The organism is Rhizobium favelukesii, assembly GCF_000577275.2.
In the GTDB taxonomy this organism is placed as follows: Bacteria; Pseudomonadota; Alphaproteobacteria; order Rhizobiales; family Rhizobiaceae; genus Rhizobium; species Rhizobium favelukesii.
On the sequence record NZ_HG916852.1, the window covers coordinates 2,028,768 to 2,049,760 of the forward strand.

A 20,993-nucleotide genomic window follows, 5' to 3' on the forward strand; every position below is an offset into this window, starting at 1 on the left:
GATATCTAAGCTCGACTTTGTACAAAATCGGTGGTGATTTCGGGGGCATCTGAGCAGCCCTGGGTGAATCAATTCGCCGCAGGGTCCCGGCCTTGCGCCATTCGTTTGATCGGATTCGAACGAATGGATGAGCGAACAACATGATTGTAGCCGTGAGCCGGGAGACGCGGTCCCCCACATCCTTCGCAAATGGCTGTCGCCGTTTCGTTTCTGGTTTACCGCGCCAAGCTGGGAGCATCTGCTGGTCCTGGTGATGGGTGCGCTCCTTTCGCCTGGCAAGCGAACGGTGACGGCCTGCCTGCGCATCACCGGACGCGCGGAGGTAAGTAATTTTGCCGCCTATCATCAACTCCTCAACCGAGCCCGCTGGAACCCTCGCACGTTGGCGGCCCGTCTGCTGTCCATCATTGTTGCCCGGCTCGTGCCCGAGGGCCCTGTCGTGATTGGCATGGATGATACAATCGAACGGCGTTGGGGCCAACGCATCGCCGCGCGTGGAATTTATCGTGACCCGGTGCGCTCCAGCCATGGCCACTTTGTCAAGGCCAGCGGCTTGAGATGGTTGAGCTTCATGGTTCTTTCACCTGTCCCATGGGCAAAATGTATTAAAGCCCTGCCGGTGCTGACGATCCTGTGTCCCTCTGAGCGCCATGATCAGAAGAAGGGCCGAAAGCACAAGCTGCTGACTGATTGGGCAAGGCAAGGCGTCTTGCAGCTTTGCCGCTGGCTGCCGGGCCGCGAAATCATCTTTGTCGGCGATAGCAGCTTTGCCGTTCATACACTGGCTGCGGCTCTTCCCGACACGGCCACTCTCATCACGCGGTTGCGTCTGGATGCCAGTCTCTTTGCTCCACCAGATCAACGGCACGAACATACGCTCGGGCGACCGGCGCAAAAAGGCAGGCCATTGCCGAAACTGAAAACGCTCCTCAAAGACGCAAAGACCGAGTGGCAGCGCATCGTCGCATCGTCCTGGTACGGCAAGCAAACCGACAAAACCCTTGATGTCACATCAGGAACCGGCCTCTGGTATCGGCGTGGAACGCCCCCAAGACCAATTCGCTGGGTTCTCGTTCGCGATCCATCAGGCCGTCGTGAACCCCAGGCGTTCATGAGCACCAACGTCAACCTTGAGCCCGCTCAGATCATTGCCTATTTCGTTCGGCGCTGGCAGATCGAGGTCACCTTCGCCGAAACGCGAGCGCATCTTGGCGTGGAAACCCAACGGCAGTGGAACGACAAAGCCATCATGCGCACGACCCCGTCGCTGCTGGCGCTCTACAGCCTCGTCACACTCTGGGCATGCGATCTGCTCGGTCATGGCGTCCTTCCCTATGCCGCCGCCTGGTACAAGAAAACAGAGTTCACCTTCTCCGATGCCATCGGTGCGGTTCGCATGATCCTGTGGGATCAGGATATTTATCGACAGCACCCGCCAGACCCGGACATTCCTGAAACTCAACCAAGCCGCCTCAAGCGGATGACACAAGCACTTTGCTTCGCTGCATAATGTACAAAGTCGAGCTAAGAGGCTGCCTCAAAAAGAAGTGGGTGATTTCAACAGGTTGTGATTCCTTCGGATTTGCGAAGATTCGATGGAGTTCACGATGGCCTGGACCGAAACCACCCGTCGGCAATATGCCCGGCGAGCAGCACGCTATGCAAGCGATATGACGGATAGAGAATGGCGAATTGTCGAGCCGCTCCTACCTGCGCCCCGTCGACTTGGGCGACCGCGAACAACGGTGCTGCGTGAGGTCATGAATGCGCTTTTGTATATCGCCTCGACCGGCTGCCAATGGCGGATGCTGCCAAAGGACTTTCCGCCGTGCTCGACGGTTCAGCGATACTTCTATGCGTGGCGGGGTATTGGGCTTTGGGCCCGCATCAACCACCATCTAGTGATGGCGGCGCGCGAACTGGAAGGCAAAGAGGCCAGTCCTACGGCAGGCGTGATCGACAGCCAAAGCGTCAAAACCACCGAAAGCGGCGGCATTCGAGGTTACGACGCCGGCAAAAAGATCAAGGGCCGCAAGCGCCATATCGTCGTCGACACACTCGGCCTGCTGGTTGGCCTCATGGTTCACAGCGCCGATATCCAGGACCGCGATGGCGCTCCCGATTTACTGAAATCCATTTGTCACAGATGGCCATGGTTGCTGCATGTTTTCGCCGACGGTGGCTATGCGGGCGACAAATTGAAACGGAAGCTGAAGAAGGTCGGTCGCTTCACGGTCGAAATCATCAAGCGCAGCGACAAGACCAAAGGCTTCGAAGTGCTACCACGCCGTTGGGTCGTCGAGCGAACATTTGCATGGCTTGGAAGGTGCCGGAGATTGGCGAAGGACGTCGAAAAATCCATCGCTTCAGCCGAGGCATGGATCATGATCGCCCATATCCGCCTCATCACTAGACGTCTCGCAAGGTATTGTTACCATTGAACTCTTTTCGAGTCCGACTCTAAAACACGACAGGTCGAAAAGGGCTGACTTCCAGCTTGCTCAAATCGGCAACGAAGAAGGCCCGATCTGGCGACCGGGCCAAGCAGCAAGGCAAAGTGCCTCGCGGGGAAACGCTTAGTGAAAGAATTCAGCGATGAGGGTTCCGCAGATGAAGGTACCGGCGTTCGCGACAAGAGATACCACCACGATGCGCCAGCCTAGATTCCTCAAAATTGGAAGGTCTTTTGCTACTGACAAGCCCGCGTATGCGAGAACCGGCGTGACCAGTGGCAGCAGCGTTACCTTTGCAGCGAGTAGCCTAATGAATGCCGCCGTCGGAGAGAACGGGGCAATTGCCAGCACTGCGATGAGCGAAACCCAGCAAACTAAAAGGGATTTTGGTGAACGCCAGCAGCCGGTAGACGCCAGTACCGAGCGCGATGATGACCAACTTGATCAGCATTCCGGGCAGAGCGTCGGCGGGATGAGTGACCGATGCTATCCAGTTGCCGAAGATCAATACGGTTCCCGCAACGAGCAAAGTAGCGATTGAGACCCACGCTGGCACGTCGTGTACTTTCGACATTGCGTCCAGAGCGTCGTCCATGTCCGACGTGGAAATCAACAGGACGGGGAATGGCCGAGACCGAACAACGCTCATCCGACGCGAATTAAAGCTACATTACACGGATCGCTGGCCTACACCGAGGTTGGGCACGCCACTGATCGCGCCGTAGTCCTTGGTCTCTGTGGGTTTTTGCCCGCGACCATCGATCTTGATGCGGTCGATGCGACTTTGGAACTGTTCGAGCGAGCCGTCGCATCGAGCCTGCTGGACATCCAGGATACGATTTCGATCCTGATCGCGATCTCGTCCTGGATCGTAAGACGCCGCTACCTGGCCATGCGAATGGTATGGTCTTCGAAGCCTACGATAACAGCGGCGTCCTGCTGTTGCGCCGGACGTATTTCTCTATCGAGGGCGGTTTCGTGGTCTCTGGTGAGGGACTACAGACCACGAGAAGTGCAAGGCCAACCAACGAAAAAAATGTCCCGTACCCATTTGCGACAGCCACTGAGATGCTCAGCATGGCCGAGCAAAGTGGTCTCTCCATAGCTGCGATGAAGCGAGCAAAAGAGCTTGCCTTTCAGTCGGAACAATCACTCAACAAGGGTCTCGACCAGCTTTGGGAGACTATGAACGATTGCATCAACCGGGGGCTGGCTCACGAGGGTATTCTCCCTGGAGGGCTAAAGGTAAAGCGACGCGCGAGCAAAATCGGTGAGCGACTGAAAGCAGAAAAGGCTCAGAATTCCGTTGGTCCCATGCATGCAAATGATTGGTTGTCGGTCTTTGCAATGGCCGTCAACGAGGAAAACGCAGCTGGCGGCCGTGTTGTGACCGCTCCTACAAACGGCGCTGCTGGCGTTGTGCCTGCTGTGATGCGCTATCTCGATTACTTGCATAATGAGGTTGGAGTTGACGAGCGCCGGATGTTCCTTCTGACGTCGGCTGCTGTTGGTGGTGTGATCAAGCATAATGCGTCGATCTCCGGTGCAGAGGTCGGCTGTCAGGGCGAGGTGGGCTCTGCCTCCGCCATGGCTGTTGCTGGCGCTGCAGCGGTATTGGGTGGAACGCCAGCTCAAATAGGGAATGCAGCAGAAATCGCGCTAGAGCACCACCTGGGAATGACATGTGATTCGGTGGCGGGCCTAGTCCAGGTTCCTTGCATCGAACGGAATGCGTTCGGTGCGGTGAAGGCCATGACTGCCGCCTCGCTCGCCTTACGAGGCGACGGCACTCACTTTGTTCGCCTGGATGCTTGCATCGAGACCATGAGGCAGACCGGTAACGACATGTCTGAAAAATACAAAGAAACCGGCCTGGGTGGGTTGGCGGTCAACGTCCCAGAATGCTGACGCCACTTCGTATGGCGTGGCACCGGAGAACGCATAAGCAATAGCTAGCAGGTTCGTGTTTACGCGTGGTGGGACGCAGGAAAGGGAAATCGCCGGATGCAATATGGCCAACGCCTAACGAGCTAATCTTCAAGATTTTGGCGGGAGCCATTAACATCCACCTACTGCGAAAACATCCACTCGCGCTACGAAACCAGTCATTCTCGATTGAAGATACAGCCGTACAGCTCTTTGTAAGCGGCCATGCCTTCATCAACGTGGCGAGCGAGCGAAACTTTGAAGGTCTCCGCGTTGATGCTCCCCTTAATGCCACAGATGCTCTTGATGTGTCCGGTTACGTCTTTCAGGTTTTGATTGACGATGTCACAGACCAGGTTGTCGTAGGACGCCTCGTCGAATTGCAGGGCGTTGGCTGCGCAATATGCCGCCAAGACCTCTTTGTCGTAGAGGTAGTTCTCGATCTCAAATCGCTTCATAACCCTATGATTTTGTGGGTTTGTCTTTAGGTAGACCTGACGGTCATTCTCATCTGTGATCTTGCCCGAGGCCATGTCTCGATCCTTGAAGACCAAGATTTCGATCTCGGGAAAGACCTTGCTCAAGATCGCAATCGCAACGGCGCTTCGTTGATCGAGTTCCGTATTCCCGCCACTAGAAATGAACATGGCATCAGGCATGTCTCGGTTGAAGATCGCGTTGAAAGCCTGAGCGTCCATCCCCCTTTCAGAACCAGCTTTGCCTGGCGCATCGCGGCCCTCGCAATATATAATAGTCTTTGGGGCGACAAGCGTTGCGAGGTCGTCTAGGGCAACCGCGAAAAGGTCCCGCCAAGCTGAGGTGGATGGCTCCAGCGGCGTCAGTGTCTGAACGGTCGAGGCGAGGTTTAAGTCTCCACGGAATTGGATGATCTGACACCGATCCTTCATCTGTGTCTGGAGCGCCTTCAGAAAGCCGATGCTGTGCGTAGTGATCCATATCTGACAATCTGGGCCAACGAGGCGATCAATTTCGGTCAGAAGGCTGCCTTGGATGGCTGTGTTGATGTGGAGTTCTGGTTCGTCGATTAGGAAAACACTGTCATCATAGTCGTCGCGTCGGAGATAAAGATCGAGCAGAAGATCGATGACCTCCTTTTCGCCGGAAGAAAGCACGTTGAACTCGAATTCGCGCGGACTGTCAGGCTTGCTAAAGTAAAGCGTGCCTTGCGACGCTTCAACGTTCCCAACGCTTGTGATCTCAAGATCGAGACATTTGCTAATTGAAGCATTGAGGTCGCCAATCACCTTGGCGCGTGCCTCACTTGGCCTTACGTCATTGTCCTGCATGTATCGATTTACGAGCGCCTGAAGCCGTCGGTAGTTTTGCTCCATCTTGGAGTCGAGCGCGGACGCGTATCTCGCTCCGTAGTTATTCTCACGAATTGGAGTAGTTGACGTTATGGTGTCGATTTTCACATGGTTGTTGTAGCGGTACGGGCTTCGGAAAGAAAAAACGGTGTTTGGTTTCCCTTGCTTTTCGCGTGCGCTACGCACCTCTTGAAAGGAACCCTGCACGAAATCAATGATTATGGCCTCATAGTTTCCTGCATCGCCCATAAAATGGTAGGTGGGCCCGTCGTCATTCGAATGTGATCCAGTCGAGCCATGAGCCTGTTGGTGATAGAGCATACCGTCGAGCACGCTGCTTTTCCCACTGCCGTTGGGCCCGACGAGCGCTACTATTCTCGCAGGAGATTGGCCGAGATCGATTGTTAGATCATGGAAGCGCTTGTACCCGTTCTTAAGTCGAACTTTTTTAATGCGCATTCGCCCCTCCCGGTAGAATCGAAACAAGCAGAAGTTTAGAAAACCTCGCGTTGAGGTTTCAACTTGTTCTTTTACTTTTCGCCGGGAAGGGCGTCTCGATACATCCTTAAATTCGAATTGCCTGCCTGTTCGCTATTAGATCATCGACTACGGTGGGGTCGGCGAGGGTGGACGTATCGCCCAGCGAGCCGAAGTCTTCTTCAGCGATCTTGCGAAGGATGCGACGCATGATCCTACCTGAGCGTGTCTTCGGGAGGCCGGGCGCGAACTGTATGCTGTCAGGGGCCGCAATAGGGCCGATTTCTGTGCGGACATGCTTGATCAGCTGCTGGCGCAGTTCGTCCGACCCATCGTACCCGCCATCAGCGTCACGTAGCAATGGATGCCCTGACCCCTTAATCGCATGCGGATAGGCCTCTCGTCAGCAACGAGGTGTTGCTGAAATTGCATCTTGTCGCTGCGAAATGGACCTCGGGGCCGAGAAGGTCGTCTTTATTCATCTAGGCATAGGGGCGCTACTGCGTTTACGAACACGACGGTCCACGCGACAAAGCTGATCAGGAAAGCGCCGAAAAGTGCTCCAAACCGAAGAAATGCGGACCAAGAGGGGCCGTGGTCATGAAAGTTACTTTCTTCGAGAAAACGATTGTCAAACCCGAAAGCGGGCCTGACGCGCGTACAACCGAAAACCAGGGTCGAAGACGAGACGCGGACGGGTGGCGACGCGCTTCCTCTTTAGGCCACCGTCTAGTCCTGGTTGGGAATTTACAGTTCAATGTGGTATTCTAGTCGGAACCCAGATGAATAAAATTCTCCTCGGTAACCTAGCGGGTTGCAAATGATTCGGGTTTGATCTGCCATGTAGTCTCGGAATTTGTGGATATGTCCGTGGACCCACAGGCTTGGCTTCCGCCACCTGATAAGATCGGAAAGGTCAGACGCGAAGGCGGCGTTCGTCACATTTCCAAAGAACGCCGGATCGAAGCTTCGCATTGAGGGCGCGTGATGGGAAACGACAACGGTTCGTCCTTGAAAATCGACCGACAACTCCATGTCGATAAATTTCCGGCTATCTCTGTGGCGTTCGAGGATTTCCCGGGCCGTTACCATGCCGTTTTCGCCGAACTAAGAGAGTCCGACCGATAAATTCACTGGAAATCCTTCATGCGCGATGGCACGAGTTCGAAAGCTTTAACGCGCCGCTCTTCCGGCGGGATGTGCTCATCTTCCCCAACGGACACCGCGAAATCAGTCCATAAGGTCGCGCCGATGAACCGGCAGTCACCGATGGTGACGGTCTCGTTTTCAAGGAGATGGATTTGGCTTCCTTCAACGAGCCGTCGGGCACGCTCCAGTGCCCCGCTGATGCTGCTGCCGTAAAAATCGTGATTTCCTAGTACAAGCACCACCGGCATCTTTGGCTCGATGACCCGGCGGATATAAGAAATGCTGTCATCGATGAAGTTCGTGATGTCGCCCGCGCACACGCAGAGGTCTGCTTCTGGAACCTTGGGCGGGTCGCGTACTTAACCTGGTAAGGCGGCTTTCATGGATGTCGCTGATGATCCAAGATTTCACAGGGCCTCCGTCGGCCGTGTTAGAGCACGGCTCGTACCTGCTCGGTAGGGTTTTGATTACGTTAAGGACCGCTAATGTTGGCGGCGGCTTCGGCTCTGGGGTGTCGACGGAGGGGCCTTTCGCGACCCCGGCCAGTACGCCTCCAACTGCCTAGCATCGAGGCGCTTGTGTTTGACGAGCGCGTCCGCAAGCTTGAGCAGTGCGGGCTTGAGGCCATCGAGCATATTTCTTGCTCGCTGATATTGCTCTTGAAGAATTTCCGTAACGTCATCACGCAGCGCTAGGTCCTCCCAGAGCTTGGTAGGGAACGTCATGTCGACTGACCCAGGAAGATAATACAATGAGTTTCCAAAAGCGTATTCCGTCACCATTCGGATCGCCAACGTGGTCGCGCTGGCGAAATCGCTGCTCTTGTTCCCCGTCGACCAATTGGCTCGGTGTCCGAAAATCAAGTCTTCAGCTGCAGCTCCTGCCAAATCCGAGGTGATCATCTCCATCGCGTCCCAACGAGTCAAAAACTCCCGGTGAGGCTTTACCAGAAACATGCCGCCATTTGCATCGACAGCGGTGGCGAAGTTTTCAACGTTGTCGTAGATTTCGACCCACTCGATCTTGCCGAGCATCAATGCGTGGGTCACGAGGGCGTGCCCTGCCTCATGGATTGCAACACGGTATAAGGTTTTGGCGTCGAGCGGAGGGGGCACTTGCACCTGCGATCTAACGTCCGAAATGTTGACATTTCGATTTTCCTTCCGGGCGATCCTTCTCGCTTCTCGCGCCAGTCTTTCGATATCAGCGCCGCTCTTGCCAGGCATTCGCGCAGCTATTTCCCTGAGCGCGGCATCACCGCTCAAGGTAGGGAGATGAAACTCAAGGATTTCTCCTCGCGCTGTTGCGTCAGGCAAAGGAAATTTGACGTGTTTTTCGAGCCGACCGCTCCTTAGAAGGGCAGGGTCGATCCGCTCCGGATAGTTGCACGCACCAAGGACGATAACGCCCTCGCGTCCTTCCGTTCCGTCCAAGCATTCTAAGAGCGCGTTCACGACTGTTGTGGAATAGGTCTCGTGGCGACTAGGAAATTTGGCTCGGTCGCCAATGGCGTCGAATTCATCCAGGAACAATAGACAGGGCGCATTTTCCTTGGCCGAACCGAACGCTTGATACATGGCCTTCAACATGTCACCGAGATCGCCGTCTTTGTAAGACTGCCACTTCGGGATTGAGGTTGCTTCCAGATGCAGGCCGCAGTGAGCCGCAAGAGCGGCGGCAAAACGCGTCTTTCCTGTCCCCGGTGGCCCGTACAACAGACAACCCTTGTCCACCTCCGTCCATGGAAGTTTTCCTTGTCGCCAATCTGCAAGGTCTTTCTTCAAGGACTCAGCCCATACGCTCGCTTCGCCGAAGCCCTTGGTGACATCCAGAAGCCGCTCGTTGCCGGGAGCGGCCTTCGCCGCCTTCAATAGCTTTATCGCGGCCCGGCTCGCTGGTTGGTCCCGACGAAAGATGGCTTCCATGCGCTCCGACGCTTGTTCCGCGATGACCCCTGCCTGTTCGTCCGTCAGTGTGCCGCATTTGCGCAAGACACATAGGGCTCGTAGGTGTTGCACATCGCAAATAGCGAGCCTGTCAAAGAGCGTGGCCGCCAGCTCGAAATCCTCATGAAGGACAGAGCCCTCCTGAGTGAATACAATTAGTTTCTCTCCCGTCTCAAGGAATTCCGCTGGGTCGATCTCCCATCCACGCTTATGCTTGGAAGTGGGGTGAAGGCAGAATTTAACGCCCTTCTTGTCCTTAAAGATGATGTTCGCAGCGTCATGGACGTCCTTGAGTTGCCATTGGGACGGGACGGCGATCACTGCGACGCAGGAAGGTTCGGAGAGCGCACCGATGTTTCTGCGGAAGAGCGCCACAAGAGCGCAATAAGCTAGAAAGTTAGTGGCAGACTTGCGAGCGATTGCGGGTAGATTCCGTTTCGTCAGCCGGAATTCGATTGTTCGAGGGGTTTTGAGCTGTTCGGCTGCTTGCTGCAGCTTTGCAATATAACGGTCCAGGCTATCGGTCAGGGCTTTGTCCATGGTTCGCTCCCCCTTTTGTCGCTAGCCGATCAGCCCGTGGTCGAAATAGTACCACCTGCTGAGGGTCCTGCCGATTTTGCGTTTTTGATCGAGGTAAAAGAGTTCGCTCGTGACGCCCGGGCTACCTTCCTTGATATGCGGGTGACCGGACATCTCGCCGATAAGGCATGGCACGGAGCGCTGGACGAGCATGCAGTTGCGAATGGTGACAGGATTTGCGGGACCGTCTAAGCCGCCAGGCGATGACAAGCCTTGTAAGTCGGCTAGCAGGGACTGCAGCCGGGGAATGATTACACTGGGTGAAGTTCCAAGCCATTTGTCCATCGAGAGTACCTTCGATTCGGTTTGAGGAAGTTGGCCTGAAGCAAGAAATCCGATTCTTGACTCAAAATCAAAGGAAAATGACGCAAAACGTACTTAAGTGACGCACAGCGAATAATGTTGACATTTTCAGCCCTGGGCGTTTTTTCGGGGCATGAACCCGGTAATTCCGCTGTTGCGAGCTGCACGTTTTTTGCTTGGCTGGAGTCAGGCTGAAGTTGGCGTGGCGACGGGGATCAAAGCCAAAACCATCCAGTTGATTGAGGGTGGCAAGTATAAGCTGCTTCCGCGAGAAGCCTGGATACTGAAAGCTCATTATCAGGACGCAGGAGTCGAGTTTGTCGAGGCCGAACATGGGCACGGAGCTGGTGTCAGGTGGAGGACTCCTGGCACCGTTCTAGAAGATAAGACACTTGATCATTTCGGCAGTAGGATAATCCGAGCTTCGAGAGGCTTGGCAGACCTAAGTCAGCGCGAGCTAGCAAAGGCAGCCGGTGTCGATCCGAGCTTCATCGCTCGTCTTGAAAAGAACCGGTATGACGCTGTTAACGAGCGAACGCTGAACAGCCTAGTGAACGGGCTTCGCACGAAGAACATCGAGATGACGTCTGAGACAACTGCGTTCGGCGCGGGAGTTCGTTGGATAAAAGACGTCCGCCTTCAAGCTCCAACTGAAACGAAAAACACCGATACGAAAGACGATAGGTGATGCGATGACTGTAGGTTTTGAGCATCCTAGCGTGTCTGAACCGAAAGCCCTCGCTATCCCAGTCGAACCGCAACCAGGGGAGGGGTTGGCAGATATCGTCTTCCGAGCATGTGCGGAGAATGGTTTTCATGATCTTTGGATTATCAACCGCCTGCTTGGCAAACACAGTATAAAACAGGGGTGGGGTCATTCACGCTTCGCTCGGTCCGATTTCGACGTGAAAGTGCTAGCGGACTTTCTTGGAGTGCCCAACGGTGTCGCCGACATCGAGCGCCTCATGTACCGCAAGGGAAAACATGGCGTTAATTTCTTTGGCGTCGAGATTAGCGGGATCGAGCTAATTGCCACTCGTCGCATTTCGCCGCTCTCGTTACGTGAAAAACCCTTTGCAAAGGCGATCTGGTCTATTCGTAGCCTCTCGTTCGATCCCCGCACTAAAGAGCGACTTCTAGACCGGTGCCCAGAGTGCAGTTCGGTCCTTCAATATCGAATTGCCGGAGACATTTGCCGTTGTACTCGTTGTGGGATAGCCGACTTTCGCGACTATCCCCAAGCACTTGTTGAGGTTGATGATGTTGACGGCCTGGATTTCGTCACCAACTTGATAGACCCCGAGACCCAGAGCGTCTGTCGAGTACACGATGACTTGAAAAACTTCGGCACGGGAGAAATCTTTACGCTGGCGACTACCTTGGCGCGAGTTATTCAGACGGAGAACTCGGGAGGTAGCCGAAGGCCAAGCCCAACGGCTGAGAGTTTAAGCCTCGCGGGCAGTGCCATCAAAGGTTGGCCGAAGAAATTTGCTGAAGTCGTTGAGATTTACGCCCCAAACAAGATTCCAGATCAAAACCATACGCTCGATAGCAGTTTGTACGGTGTGACTGCCGAACTGAAAAAGGTTGTGAGGAAGGAACTTGCTACGGTTCTGAGCGGCCGCACAAGAAATTACGACGTGAAATCTCAAGCACGTCGGGCGGCCACTCGCGTAAAGTTTTGGTCATCACCTGCTGTGATGGAACAGGCCAGCAAGATGGGCCTGCCTGTTATCGACGTACTTGCGCTATATGCTGATCGGGTCATCGAATGCCCGGACAGACGATATGCAGAGCGGTTGGGCATCCCGAGCGGTGCACCGCCCATGGATTTCGCCGCCTTCGCCAGTCATAGGAAAAAAGTAAGCGGATTGGTCTCGGTCCTCGATGCGGTCTGGGGCAGTAAATCGTCCCGCCATCCCTGGTCGCGTGTCATGGAAGAGGTCGTCAATAAGAGGATTGGCGTGAGTATCCTATCGCCATCCTCGAAGAATTTCTTAGAAAGCGCTTACACGGCCGACTTAAAGCGCATCCGGTCTATATGCGAAGCCCACGAGTCGGCTGTCGACCCCAAAGCGATTGTAAATGTCAGAGAGGCAAAGTTTTACTTGCGAATGGGCACTGGAGATGTCGGGGCTCTTAAAGGTCAGGGATACTTCAAAGACGATATTATCACGATGGAACAAATCTGGCGATTCCAGGACGAGTTCATTTCCCCGTTCGAGATTAGGGCAAGACTGATCGTGGCGGGCGTAAAGCCACTGTCGGTCATTCAGATTGGGGCTCGCCTGCAAGCAGCTGGGGCGAAGCGAACCCTACTTGACTTGCATCGATATCACCGTGACGATGGAGAACAGTATCTCTTTTCGATCATCGGTAAATGAGCATTCAGAATCTAAAAAAATTTCCGATAAAGAGCAATTTCAAGCGCTTAGATGAATCAAAAAAATGTTCTCTGCACATGTCTGAGGAGAGCCAACCTATTGGCACCGTGTTTGGCGTGCATGCAGAGGGAACGTAACCAACGGATCCGAGATGTTTGCTCGCTGCATTCTGTAGTTCCGGTTTCAATGAAAGCGCGCCTTAATGTTCGTGTGCTAGTATCAGGACCATAAAAAGGGCTCCTGAGTATGAAATACGCGCGCTTCCGACTGCTTCTCCTCCTCTTCGTTCTTCCTCTTTTCGCTGCGCTCTCGATCTATACTGGGCTCTTCGCAGTCCTGGAGTTTGCCACCGAAAGGAGCGATAAAATCGCAGCCGAGCGTCAAACGCATCTTGCAGAGACGCTCGTTTCGAAAATGCAGGCGGCAGTAGCCCACGACCAGGAGAGTGCGACTGTCTGGGACGATGCGGTTCGCAACGTCAGCGACGGCAATGCGGACTGGATGGAGATGAACCTCGGCAAGTGGATGTTCACCTACTTTCAGCACGATCGCGCTTATGTGATCGCTCCGGATGGTCGCGCAGTATATGTTTTTGCTTCGGACGAGGCGAATTCGGCGAAAGCCTACCAAGAGGTCCGGGATGTCGTGTCGCCGTTGGCGGACCGGCTGCGCGCAAGGCTCGTTGACGGTGACGATACCGGGATTTCTGACCAAGTCTTGAGTATTGGGGAAAGTGATCTCTCAACCGTCAACAGCCACCCGGCAATTGTCAGCGTGAAGCCGATCGTCTCCGACACCGGGAACATCAAGCAGAGCCCTTCGGAGATATATTTCCATGTTGCCATTCGTTATCTCGATGGCAGCTTCCTGACGGGGGTGTCGAGCGAATATCAGTTTGATGACCTCACCTTTGCCTGGACCAAGTCGCCGCAAGTCAAACGGTCTTTCGCGGCAATTGGAAGTGCTGATGGCAAAGAATTCGGATACTTCTCCTGGCGTCCCTTTGAACCCGGGGAAGCTGTCGCCAAGTCAGTTCGCCCGGCTTTAAGCGCTGTCGGAGTGTCCGTGTTCGTCGCGCTGGCAGGAATGGGGGCGATGATTGGTGCGAGAAACCGGAAGTTACGGCAGAGCAGGGCCGAGCTTGAACATCTCGCTCGGCACGACACCCTCACTGGACTGGCCAACCGGGCGCAGTTTGCTGAGCATTTGGCTACAGTGATCTCGGGGTCTGCCGCGACCCAGTCGAACGCGGTCCTGTTCATGGATCTTGATCGTTTCAAGCAGGTGAATGATACATTGGGGCATCCTGTTGGCGATCGGCTCCTCGTGCTCGTAGCCGACAGGTTGCGCGAGATTTTTGCGGACAGTATCGTTGGCAGGCTCGGAGGCGATGAGTTTACAGCGGTCATCACGGATGTCACGAACGATCAGATCTCGCAGTCGTGCAAGCGAGTCATCGAATCCATGCGGCGTCCATTCGAGATCAACGGAACGCCAATCAGCATCGGTGCGAGCATTGGTGTTGTGATTGGTATCGGACCTGATGTTGATCCATCCGACCTGACGCGGAAGGCTGACATCGCTCTCTATAATGCGAAGGCGGCGGGCAGGAACCGCTTTGCGATCTTTGGGCCCCACATGGACGACTTGGTCCAAGACCGCCGCGAACTTGAATGCGACCTGCGGCTGGCGGTCCAGAATCGCAGAGATCTAGAGGTGCATTTTCAGCCGGTCTACGCAGCCCCGAATGGAGCCTTGTTTGGCGCCGAGGCGCTCCTTCGATGGAAGCACCCCTCAAGAGGTCTTATCAGCCCGGAGGTGTTCATTCCTATTGCCGAAGAGTGCGGCGTCATCGCCCAACTTGGCGATCTTGTTCTTGAGGAGGCCTGCCTGGCGGCCCAGCGGTGGCCGGATCTCGAGATTGCGATCAACGCCTCACCCATCGAGCTTCGAAACGAGGCGTATGCGCTCAGGGTCACTGCGGCTTTGAACAATCATGGGATCGATCCGACACGGCTGGAGATCGAAATAACCGAGGGCACGCTTCTCGACAGCGTAGGGGAATGTCAACGGAATATCGAGGCACTTCGCTCCAAAGGCGTCCGCTTCGCGCTGGACGATTTTGGCACGGGCTTCTCCTCCTTCGGTCGCCTACAGTATATCGCAGTCGATCGTATCAAGATCGACAAGAGCTTCGTGGACGGCTTCGGCAGCGAAGAGGCTGACAACCGAGCTATCGTCGAGGCGATGATAAGGCTGGCAAGGGCCAAGGGGCTAAAGACAACTGCGGAAGGCGTGGAGACCGAAGAGCAGCGGGCAATCCTCAAAGAACTCGGTTGCGATCATCTGCAAGGGTACCTGTTGTCGAAGCCTATGACCAAGGACGCATTCGACATGATGGTTGGGGCAAATGTCATTGATTTGCAGGTGAAGCGATAAGTTGACATGCGCGCCTGGAGAAGCACGCGGGCCAAACAGGGCGCCCATCCAGCGGCTCGTGGCGCAGAGCGCGATCGGCAACGGGTGCCAATTTCGCGGATGAGCGGCTCATCGGTCCCATTGCCAAGTTGAGTTCAAACCCTGAAAATTTCGGCTCCGCTGACCTGGAATGGGGCAGCTTCGAAACGAGTACGAGGCGTTCTCGAATGCGCCCGCAGTTGCTAGGGGCTTGCAATTGGTCCGGCCACGCCAGCTTCGAGACGAGACCCTTGCGATCCGATCACCATCCTGTTTCCGCGCCAATCGAAGCTCCCGGCCATCCAGCTCCTCATCCAGATGATTGGGAGCAGAGCATCGCGCGTGACCATTGCGACGAGCGACAGCGGGGACATGTACCAATTCTTGCGGGCTGCAAGAATAAGTTCTGGTGCGTAGGCGGCGCATAAAACCGCCAAGGCCGCTACGAAAAGACTGGTCCCGGAAATAAGCGCAGCGCTCATGCATAGAAATAGAGGCGGAACCACGCCAAGCAGTATTTCCGGCGCGAAAAAATGAGGGAAGGTGACGCGTCTCAACCGCGCCCAACGGCACTGTCTGGCCCATACGTCGCGGAAGGTTCTCCTTCCCAGGGGCTGCTCGAACGGCCCGGCGACGAGATGTACCTTAAGGCCCATGGTGTTCACAAGTTTTGTAGCGGCGGCGTCTTCTGCGATTTCAGCCGCAAGTGCTTGGATGCCGCCGTGGGAGTCGAGGGTTTTCTTGCGCCATAGCATGCTCTTGCCTTGCGCGAAGCCGAATCCAAGGGCCTCTCCCGCATATTGCCAACGCGCTTGATGCGTGTTGAGAAACGCGCATTCGACCTCCGCCCAAAATCCGTTCGGACGGGAACCAAGTGGCGTCGAGCAGACAAGTCCGCTATCAGGCCGCCATGCGGCCATCAGGCGTGCGAGATAGTCCGTGGGCATCAAGACGTTGGAATCGGCAAGAACCACCCACCCATGCGACGCCGCGTTCCAGCCCTTGACGCAATTGTTGAGTTTCGGATTTGCGCTGATGCGATCATCCCCGACGGAAATCATCGCCTTTGTCAGCGGTTTTTTTCGGAGCGCCTCCTCAGCCAGGCAAACAACCGGATCGGTCTTGTCGGCAACGCAGAAGATGATTTCGTAATCGGGCCAGTCCAGGCTCAGTGCGCTTTCGAGCGTCTCTCGCGAAAACTGTTCCACGCCGCAAAGCGGTACCACGATTGAGACAGGCGGACGCGCGGGGACGCTTGGCGTTTCGTCTTGGCGCGATCGAATCCGCCATCCCGCGATCATAAGGCTGAGGGTATTGGCTGCCAGTAGGGTACCAGCGACGGCAATGATATACAGCATCAGTCATTCCAGCGGTGAACAGCGCCGGAATGAAAACGAGTCTCAGCGCCCGGTGCGTTAAGACATCACCGTCACATGACGCGATGATGACATCCGCCCGGCGGCGACATCTTAGCCCATGGGAAGGACTGTCCGACCAGGTGTCTGGCGCCTGCTGCGATGCCGACGCCGACTGGCCTAGCTCAATGTTTTCTCCTCAGAGCCCGCTGAATCTTCACAACCTCACCCTTCATCAAGATCAGAAAGTGCTTCCTGTCGAGGCGATTGGCGACCTCGCCATCCACCGTCACGTAGTCGGTTCTAGGGCTGGAGATGGCTTCATCGGCAACCCTGATCTGTTCAATGACGATGCAGGGATTTCCAGCGTCGCCCGTGCATTTGAACCGCCGCGTCTCCTGGTACTGTGACATCGCTACCCTCCTGGCTGAGGGCAAGCATCATCGTTTCCGAAGCCGCGATTTCAAGTTCTATTTTAGTTGATGCTGAATTATCCGAAGGGTGAATGTCGTGCGCGAGATGACGGGCAGAGCCCGGTGCTGGTTTGGACAGCGCCGGGCCAATGTGACTGCAGTTGAGGGACATGCAGTCCGTGCAACGACAACGGGTTGCGTTGCGAAGAAAGAACGCCGCTCAGCGTTGAATGTTCCGGGGCCACGGCCCATCGGGGTTGTCGACGATAGGCGGTCGTTTTGGCGCCATGAAACGAGCGGTTGGTGCGAGCTTGTCAGGTCTAGCGTCGCGCCTCGGCGGTGAACACGAGCGCCGACATCCGCCCTTCGATCGGACCTTTGCCAAAGATCTGTTCAAGGATCTCGGTTACCCGTGCCAGGACATCGACCTTCGGTTCGCGTGCTTCGATTTCCATGCGGAGCGGACTGCCCTTGCAGAAGGCGGTCGCCGCGTCCCTTGCCGAGGATGCGCGGGCAGTCTTTTCGACCTTTGCGAAGGTCGCCAACTGGAAGCCGGCACGCTCGAGTTCAGATAAGATTGCCTCGGCATCAAAGTAGCCGTGCGGTGTCCGCCGGAAGAAATCCGGCGGATCGTCTGGAAACAGTGCATCCGTCGCAGCCTTGACAGCCTTTGCGAAATCGTTGTTCTCGACGGCGTCCCAGGTGTTGAAGAGGAACGTCCCCTTCGGCCTCAGCACGCGCAGGATTTCGCGGTAGGCGCGGTGCTTGTCGGGAAAGAACATGACGCCGAACTGGCTTGTGACGGCGTCAAAGATCTGATCGGGGAAGGGCAGGCTCAACGCATCGGCCTGTCGCCATGCGACATGCCCCCCGGAATGTCTCAACGCGGCGACATCCAGCATGGCCTGGTTCAAATCGGTGGCGATGATTTCGGCGTGCGGAAGCGCCGACGATATCGCACGCGTCAGGGCGCCGGACCCGGCTGCGACTTCGAGAACGCGGTGCGGATGAAGCAACGCCAAGCGCTGCGCCAGATCGGCCGCATAAGGGTCAAACAGGATCGGCACCAGGTACCGATCATAGGCTGCAGGGATATCACCTTGGAAACACGCGTCATTCATCGCCATGGTCGTTCCGCTCCGTAGCCACCCGGAGCGTATATTAGAACCTTTTACCGCGTCTTTGAAGGCGCAAGGATATACGCTGCGTCCTCAGCAAGGGGGTGTCATACCCAAAGCTTGCAGACCGAGGTCATCGGCGAGATGTCTCGGCAGTCGCGCCAACTGGTCTCGCGTTCGATTGCGTGTCTGACGTGTGATCTGACGCGATCTGAATGCGTAGAAGATGTCGAAGATTGCGTTGAGAGTGCTCATCGCGGCCTCCTTTCATCAGTACTAGCCGCTACGATCGAAGGATATTGCCCGGTTGACTTTCAATCAAACAAAATGATATGGAATTCAAATTCAGAAAAATTGAAAGATGCGACGATGAGCATTCCCTTTCGCCGTCCCATTCCTTTGCTTGATAACGACGTGCTGCGCACGTTTGTTGCCATCGCAGAGACCGGCAATTTTTCCACGGCCGCCGAGGCTGTCTATCGGACACCATCGGCCGTCTCCATGCAGATCAAGAAGCTGGAGGAACAGCTCGGTGCCACGCTCTTCCTGCGGGATGCGCGGTCGGTCAGCCTGACCCAGCATGGCGAACTGCTGCTTTCCTATGCGCGAAACATGCTTGCTTTGTCGAACGAGGCGGTTTCACGATTCATTATGCCCGACCTCAGCGGCGTCGTGCGGCTTGGCGCGCCGGAGGATATAGGCGAACGACTGCTGCCGAGCATCCTGAAAAGCTTCGCCGAGAGTTTCCCGAGCATCATGGTCGATGTCACCATCGACATGAGCATCGGGCTCAAGAAGCGCATGGAAGAGCAGCGGCTGGACCTGGCACTGATCAATTGCGCGACGCGTCCCCTGCCGACGGATGGCGAGATCGTTTTTCGCGAGCGGCTGATATGGGCCGGCGCCAAGTGCGGTACGGCGCACCGCCGCGATCCGCTGCCGATCTCGATCTGGGAGGATGGCTGCATCTGGCGCTCCGAGGCACTGTCTCAACTTGAGCGCATGAAGCGCGGTTATCGTGTCGCTTTCCTCAGCGGCCACACCATGGCCCAGCGAGCGGCTGTGGTTTCCGACCTGGCGATCGCGCCGCTGCCGCGCTCCTATGTCACCGATGAGATGACAATCCTCGGCGTGCAGGAGGGGTTGCCTGAACTCGGCTCCTTCGACATCAGGCTTCTCACTGCGTCGCAGATGAATGGCCCGATGCGGGCAGTGGCCGAAAGCATCCGCTTTGCCTTTGCGGAAAAAGCCAAGGCCGTTGCTGCTTGACAAGTTTGCGGTGACCTCCTTTCTTCCTTCGGCGTTTTAACGCGCGCGGCGGCTGTCGCCGCGCCCTGGACGGTTGAGAAAGAGGATTTCGCAATGACCACAATGGCCAAAATCGGCTCCGCCCTCGCAATTCTGCTCGTGCTTTCCTCGTGTGGGAATACGATCCGCGGCATCGGTCGCGATACGGCAAATGCGGTGAACGCGACTCAGGATGCGGGCCGTTCGGTCGGGCGCGCGGCGACGCGGTAATACGCCATCAGATCACTGCCGGCGGGTAGGCCTTTTCCACCCCGCCGGAACGCAAAATGCCCGGTCCGCAACGCCACATAGGCCGGATGATGGCTTGATTTCGCGGCCTCCATGAGACGTATCTGCAGGAAGGCCGGCGCCGCCTCGCCAATCCGTTTCCCAAGATTCTCGAATTTCGGCGTGTTCACAAAGGGTGCGCTCGCCGCGTTGTTCAGGTGGCGGTAAAGACCATCGATGACGTTCTCGTCCTGTGCCGCATTTTCCATCAGCAGGACGACGTAGGATTTCGCCCGTTCGTCAAGGCTCGCAAGCTTTGATGCGATTGTGTCGCGGTCGGGAAACGGAACGGATGTCATCTTTGTTCTCCTCGTCTTGGCAGCGGCTTGGCGCGATTCGGGCAAGCAAGCAGTCGCCGCTTAGAGGAAACCCATACCGCCACAAGCAAGACGTTCACGATGCCGATCGATCGCGCGCGCGGTTGTGCGAGGATCTATCGAGAAGGCGCATCGGCAGGCGAGGGATTGCCTTGCTCACCTTAAAGCCCAGCCTTGACCTTCTGGGCGACATCGGCGGGAACCCATTTGGTCCACAGGGCGGCGTAATTCTGGAGGAAGTAGATCGTGGCGTCCTCGTTGCTCTCGTGGTTCTCATCCTGCCAGGCAAGCACTTCGTTGATCGTCGTGTTGTCCCAGGAGCGGAGCTTCAGGTAATCCATGGCCGGTCCGGCTCGCTCGGCGAAGGCTTTAGTCACGATCGTGTACGCCCGGGAGACGGGATAGGAATTCACTTGCGGCCGAGCGCAGCCGGGGACCGATGTGCATTTGTCCCATTCTGCCTTGTCATGAGCGACGCCGAAGCTCAGGCGCGTCATGTCGTATTTTCCGAGGATGGGCGTCGGGGCCCAGTAGTAGCCAAGCCAGCCGGCCTTTTTCTGGAATGCGTTTGCGATGGAATCATCGAGGTCCTGCGGGCTGCCGGTTTCGATAAGCTGAAACCCGTCCCTCTCGGCGCCCAGCGCACGGAACAGATTTGACGTGGAAATCTGGCAACTCCAGCCGACGGGACAACTATAGACCGCGCCCTGCGATGAATTGCCCGGCGCCGGGAACAGTTCGGGATGCTTGAGGGCATCCTCTACGCTGCGGATATCCGGGTTGGCATCGGCGATGAATTTCGGAATCCACCAGCCCTCGACAGCGCCCTCCGAGAGGATTTCAGCCGCCTGGATCAGCTTGCCTTCCTTGACCGCGCTATCGAGTTCGGTACGTACCGAGTTGATCCAGAACTCGGAAGCGATATCCGGCTCGCCTTTTCCGTTCATCGACAGGAAGGTCGGCATCGTGTCGCCCGGGACGATCCTAACCGAGCAGCCGTAACCCTTCTCGAGAATGAATTTATCGAAGTTGGCGGCAATGCCGGCCGAAGCCCATTTCATTTCAGCGACGGTAACGTTGCCGCATTCGGCAGCCTGCGCAGTCGCGGCGGCTGCACAAACTCCTGCGGCGAGCAGGATTGACGTGCGGAGAAGTCTCATCTTGCGTTCCCATTCTTGCTGCCGCGGCTACAACCTAGGCGTTCCCACCTTGC

At 56.1% G+C, this 20,993-nt stretch carries 15 protein-coding genes and 3 pseudogenes; 9 read left to right on the forward strand and 9 right to left on the reverse strand.

The genetic code is table 11. The features are described 5' to 3' along the window. The first annotated feature begins 127 nt into the window (after positions 1-127). The 4 genes and pseudogenes from LPU83_RS48675 to LPU83_RS48690 all read left to right on the forward strand — a co-directional run bounded on the left by LPU83_RS48675 (position 128) and on the right by LPU83_RS48690 (position 4,361). The gene (locus tag LPU83_RS48675) at positions 128-1,510 is read left to right on the forward strand and encodes an IS701 family transposase (protein WP_037068948.1); all 1,383 of its coding nucleotides are present in this window, start codon (positions 128-130) and stop codon (positions 1,508-1,510) included. A 97-nt stretch (positions 1,511-1,607) separates the two neighbouring features. Then, complete coding sequence (locus tag LPU83_RS48680; RefSeq protein ID WP_037070297.1) at positions 1,608-2,441, forward strand: IS5 family transposase; 834 nt, start codon at positions 1,608-1,610, stop codon at positions 2,439-2,441. Between the two features lie 169 nt (positions 2,442-2,610). Next, the gene (locus LPU83_RS48685; RefSeq protein WP_141652662.1) at positions 2,611-2,994 is read left to right on the forward strand and encodes a hypothetical protein; all 384 of its coding nucleotides are present in this window, start codon (positions 2,611-2,613) and stop codon (positions 2,992-2,994) included. Positions 2,995-3,012: 18 nt separating this feature from the next. Then, positions 3,013-4,361: pseudogene (locus LPU83_RS48690) on the forward strand (L-serine ammonia-lyase). A 197-nt stretch (positions 4,362-4,558) separates the two neighbouring features. Here LPU83_RS48690 and LPU83_RS48695 read toward each other — a convergent pair. From LPU83_RS48695 to LPU83_RS48710, 4 genes and pseudogenes are all read right to left on the reverse strand, one after another. Further along, complete coding sequence (locus LPU83_RS48695) at positions 4,559-6,166, reverse strand: AAA family ATPase (protein WP_024312936.1); 1,608 nt, start codon at positions 6,164-6,166, stop codon at positions 4,559-4,561. Between the two features lie 106 nt (positions 6,167-6,272). Next, positions 6,273-6,578: pseudogene (locus LPU83_RS48700) on the reverse strand (AMP-binding enzyme); the annotation flags it as partial. Between the two features lie 736 nt (positions 6,579-7,314). Continuing rightward, on the reverse strand, positions 7,315-7,653 hold the full coding sequence (locus tag LPU83_RS74100; RefSeq protein WP_231052167.1) for a metallophosphoesterase: 339 nt from the start codon (positions 7,651-7,653) through the stop codon (positions 7,315-7,317). Between the two features lie 162 nt (positions 7,654-7,815). Further along, on the reverse strand, positions 7,816-9,819 hold the full coding sequence (locus LPU83_RS48710) for an AAA family ATPase (RefSeq protein ID WP_024312934.1): 2,004 nt from the start codon (positions 9,817-9,819) through the stop codon (positions 7,816-7,818). Between the two features lie 475 nt (positions 9,820-10,294). Here LPU83_RS48710 and LPU83_RS48715 point away from each other — a divergent pair, with 475 nt between their 5' ends. The 3 genes from LPU83_RS48715 to LPU83_RS48725 all read left to right on the forward strand — a co-directional run bounded on the left by LPU83_RS48715 (position 10,295) and on the right by LPU83_RS48725 (position 14,984). Further along, complete coding sequence (locus LPU83_RS48715) at positions 10,295-10,849, forward strand: helix-turn-helix domain-containing protein (protein WP_082321200.1); 555 nt, start codon at positions 10,295-10,297, stop codon at positions 10,847-10,849. Positions 10,850-10,853: 4 nt separating this feature from the next. After that, complete coding sequence (locus tag LPU83_RS48720) at positions 10,854-12,545, forward strand: hypothetical protein (RefSeq protein WP_024312931.1); 1,692 nt, start codon at positions 10,854-10,856, stop codon at positions 12,543-12,545. A 246-nt stretch (positions 12,546-12,791) separates the two neighbouring features. Continuing rightward, on the forward strand, positions 12,792-14,984 hold the full coding sequence (locus tag LPU83_RS48725; protein ID WP_024312930.1) for a putative bifunctional diguanylate cyclase/phosphodiesterase: 2,193 nt from the start codon (positions 12,792-12,794) through the stop codon (positions 14,982-14,984). Between the two features lie 221 nt (positions 14,985-15,205). Here the strand turns inward: LPU83_RS48725 and LPU83_RS48730 are convergent, their stop codons facing one another. The 3 genes from LPU83_RS48730 to LPU83_RS48740 all read right to left on the reverse strand — a co-directional run bounded on the left by LPU83_RS48730 (position 15,206) and on the right by LPU83_RS48740 (position 17,897). Beyond that, positions 15,206-16,360, reverse strand: a complete 1,155-nt coding sequence (locus LPU83_RS48730) for a glycosyltransferase (protein ID WP_024312929.1) — start codon at positions 16,358-16,360, stop codon at positions 15,206-15,208. A gap of 182 nt (positions 16,361-16,542) precedes the next feature. Then, positions 16,543-16,770, reverse strand: coding sequence for a hypothetical protein (locus LPU83_RS48735; protein WP_024312928.1), 228 nt, complete (start codon positions 16,768-16,770; stop codon positions 16,543-16,545). Positions 16,771-17,090: 320 nt separating this feature from the next. Beyond that, positions 17,091-17,897, reverse strand: coding sequence for a class I SAM-dependent methyltransferase (locus LPU83_RS48740; RefSeq protein ID WP_024312927.1), 807 nt, complete (start codon positions 17,895-17,897; stop codon positions 17,091-17,093). 318 nt (positions 17,898-18,215) lie between these two features. On the opposite strand from LPU83_RS48740, the gene LPU83_RS48745 reads away from it, so the two are divergent. Together LPU83_RS48745 and LPU83_RS48750 are read left to right on the forward strand one after the other, a co-directional pair. Beyond that, a complete protein-coding gene (locus tag LPU83_RS48745) occupies positions 18,216-19,157 on the forward strand; it encodes a LysR family transcriptional regulator (protein WP_024312926.1) in 942 nt (313 codons plus the stop codon). A gap of 93 nt (positions 19,158-19,250) precedes the next feature. Continuing rightward, entirely contained in the window at positions 19,251-19,406 is a 156-nt protein-coding gene (locus LPU83_RS48750; protein ID WP_007788385.1) for an entericidin domain-containing protein, read from the forward strand. A gap of 7 nt (positions 19,407-19,413) precedes the next feature. Here the strand turns inward: LPU83_RS48750 and LPU83_RS48755 are convergent. Together LPU83_RS48755 and LPU83_RS48760 are read right to left on the reverse strand one after the other, a co-directional pair. Then, positions 19,414-19,762: pseudogene (locus LPU83_RS48755) on the reverse strand (hypothetical protein). 179 nt (positions 19,763-19,941) lie between these two features. After that, complete coding sequence (locus tag LPU83_RS48760; RefSeq protein WP_024312925.1) at positions 19,942-20,940, reverse strand: glycine betaine ABC transporter substrate-binding protein; 999 nt, start codon at positions 20,938-20,940, stop codon at positions 19,942-19,944. Positions 20,941-20,993: the final 53 nt, after the last annotated feature.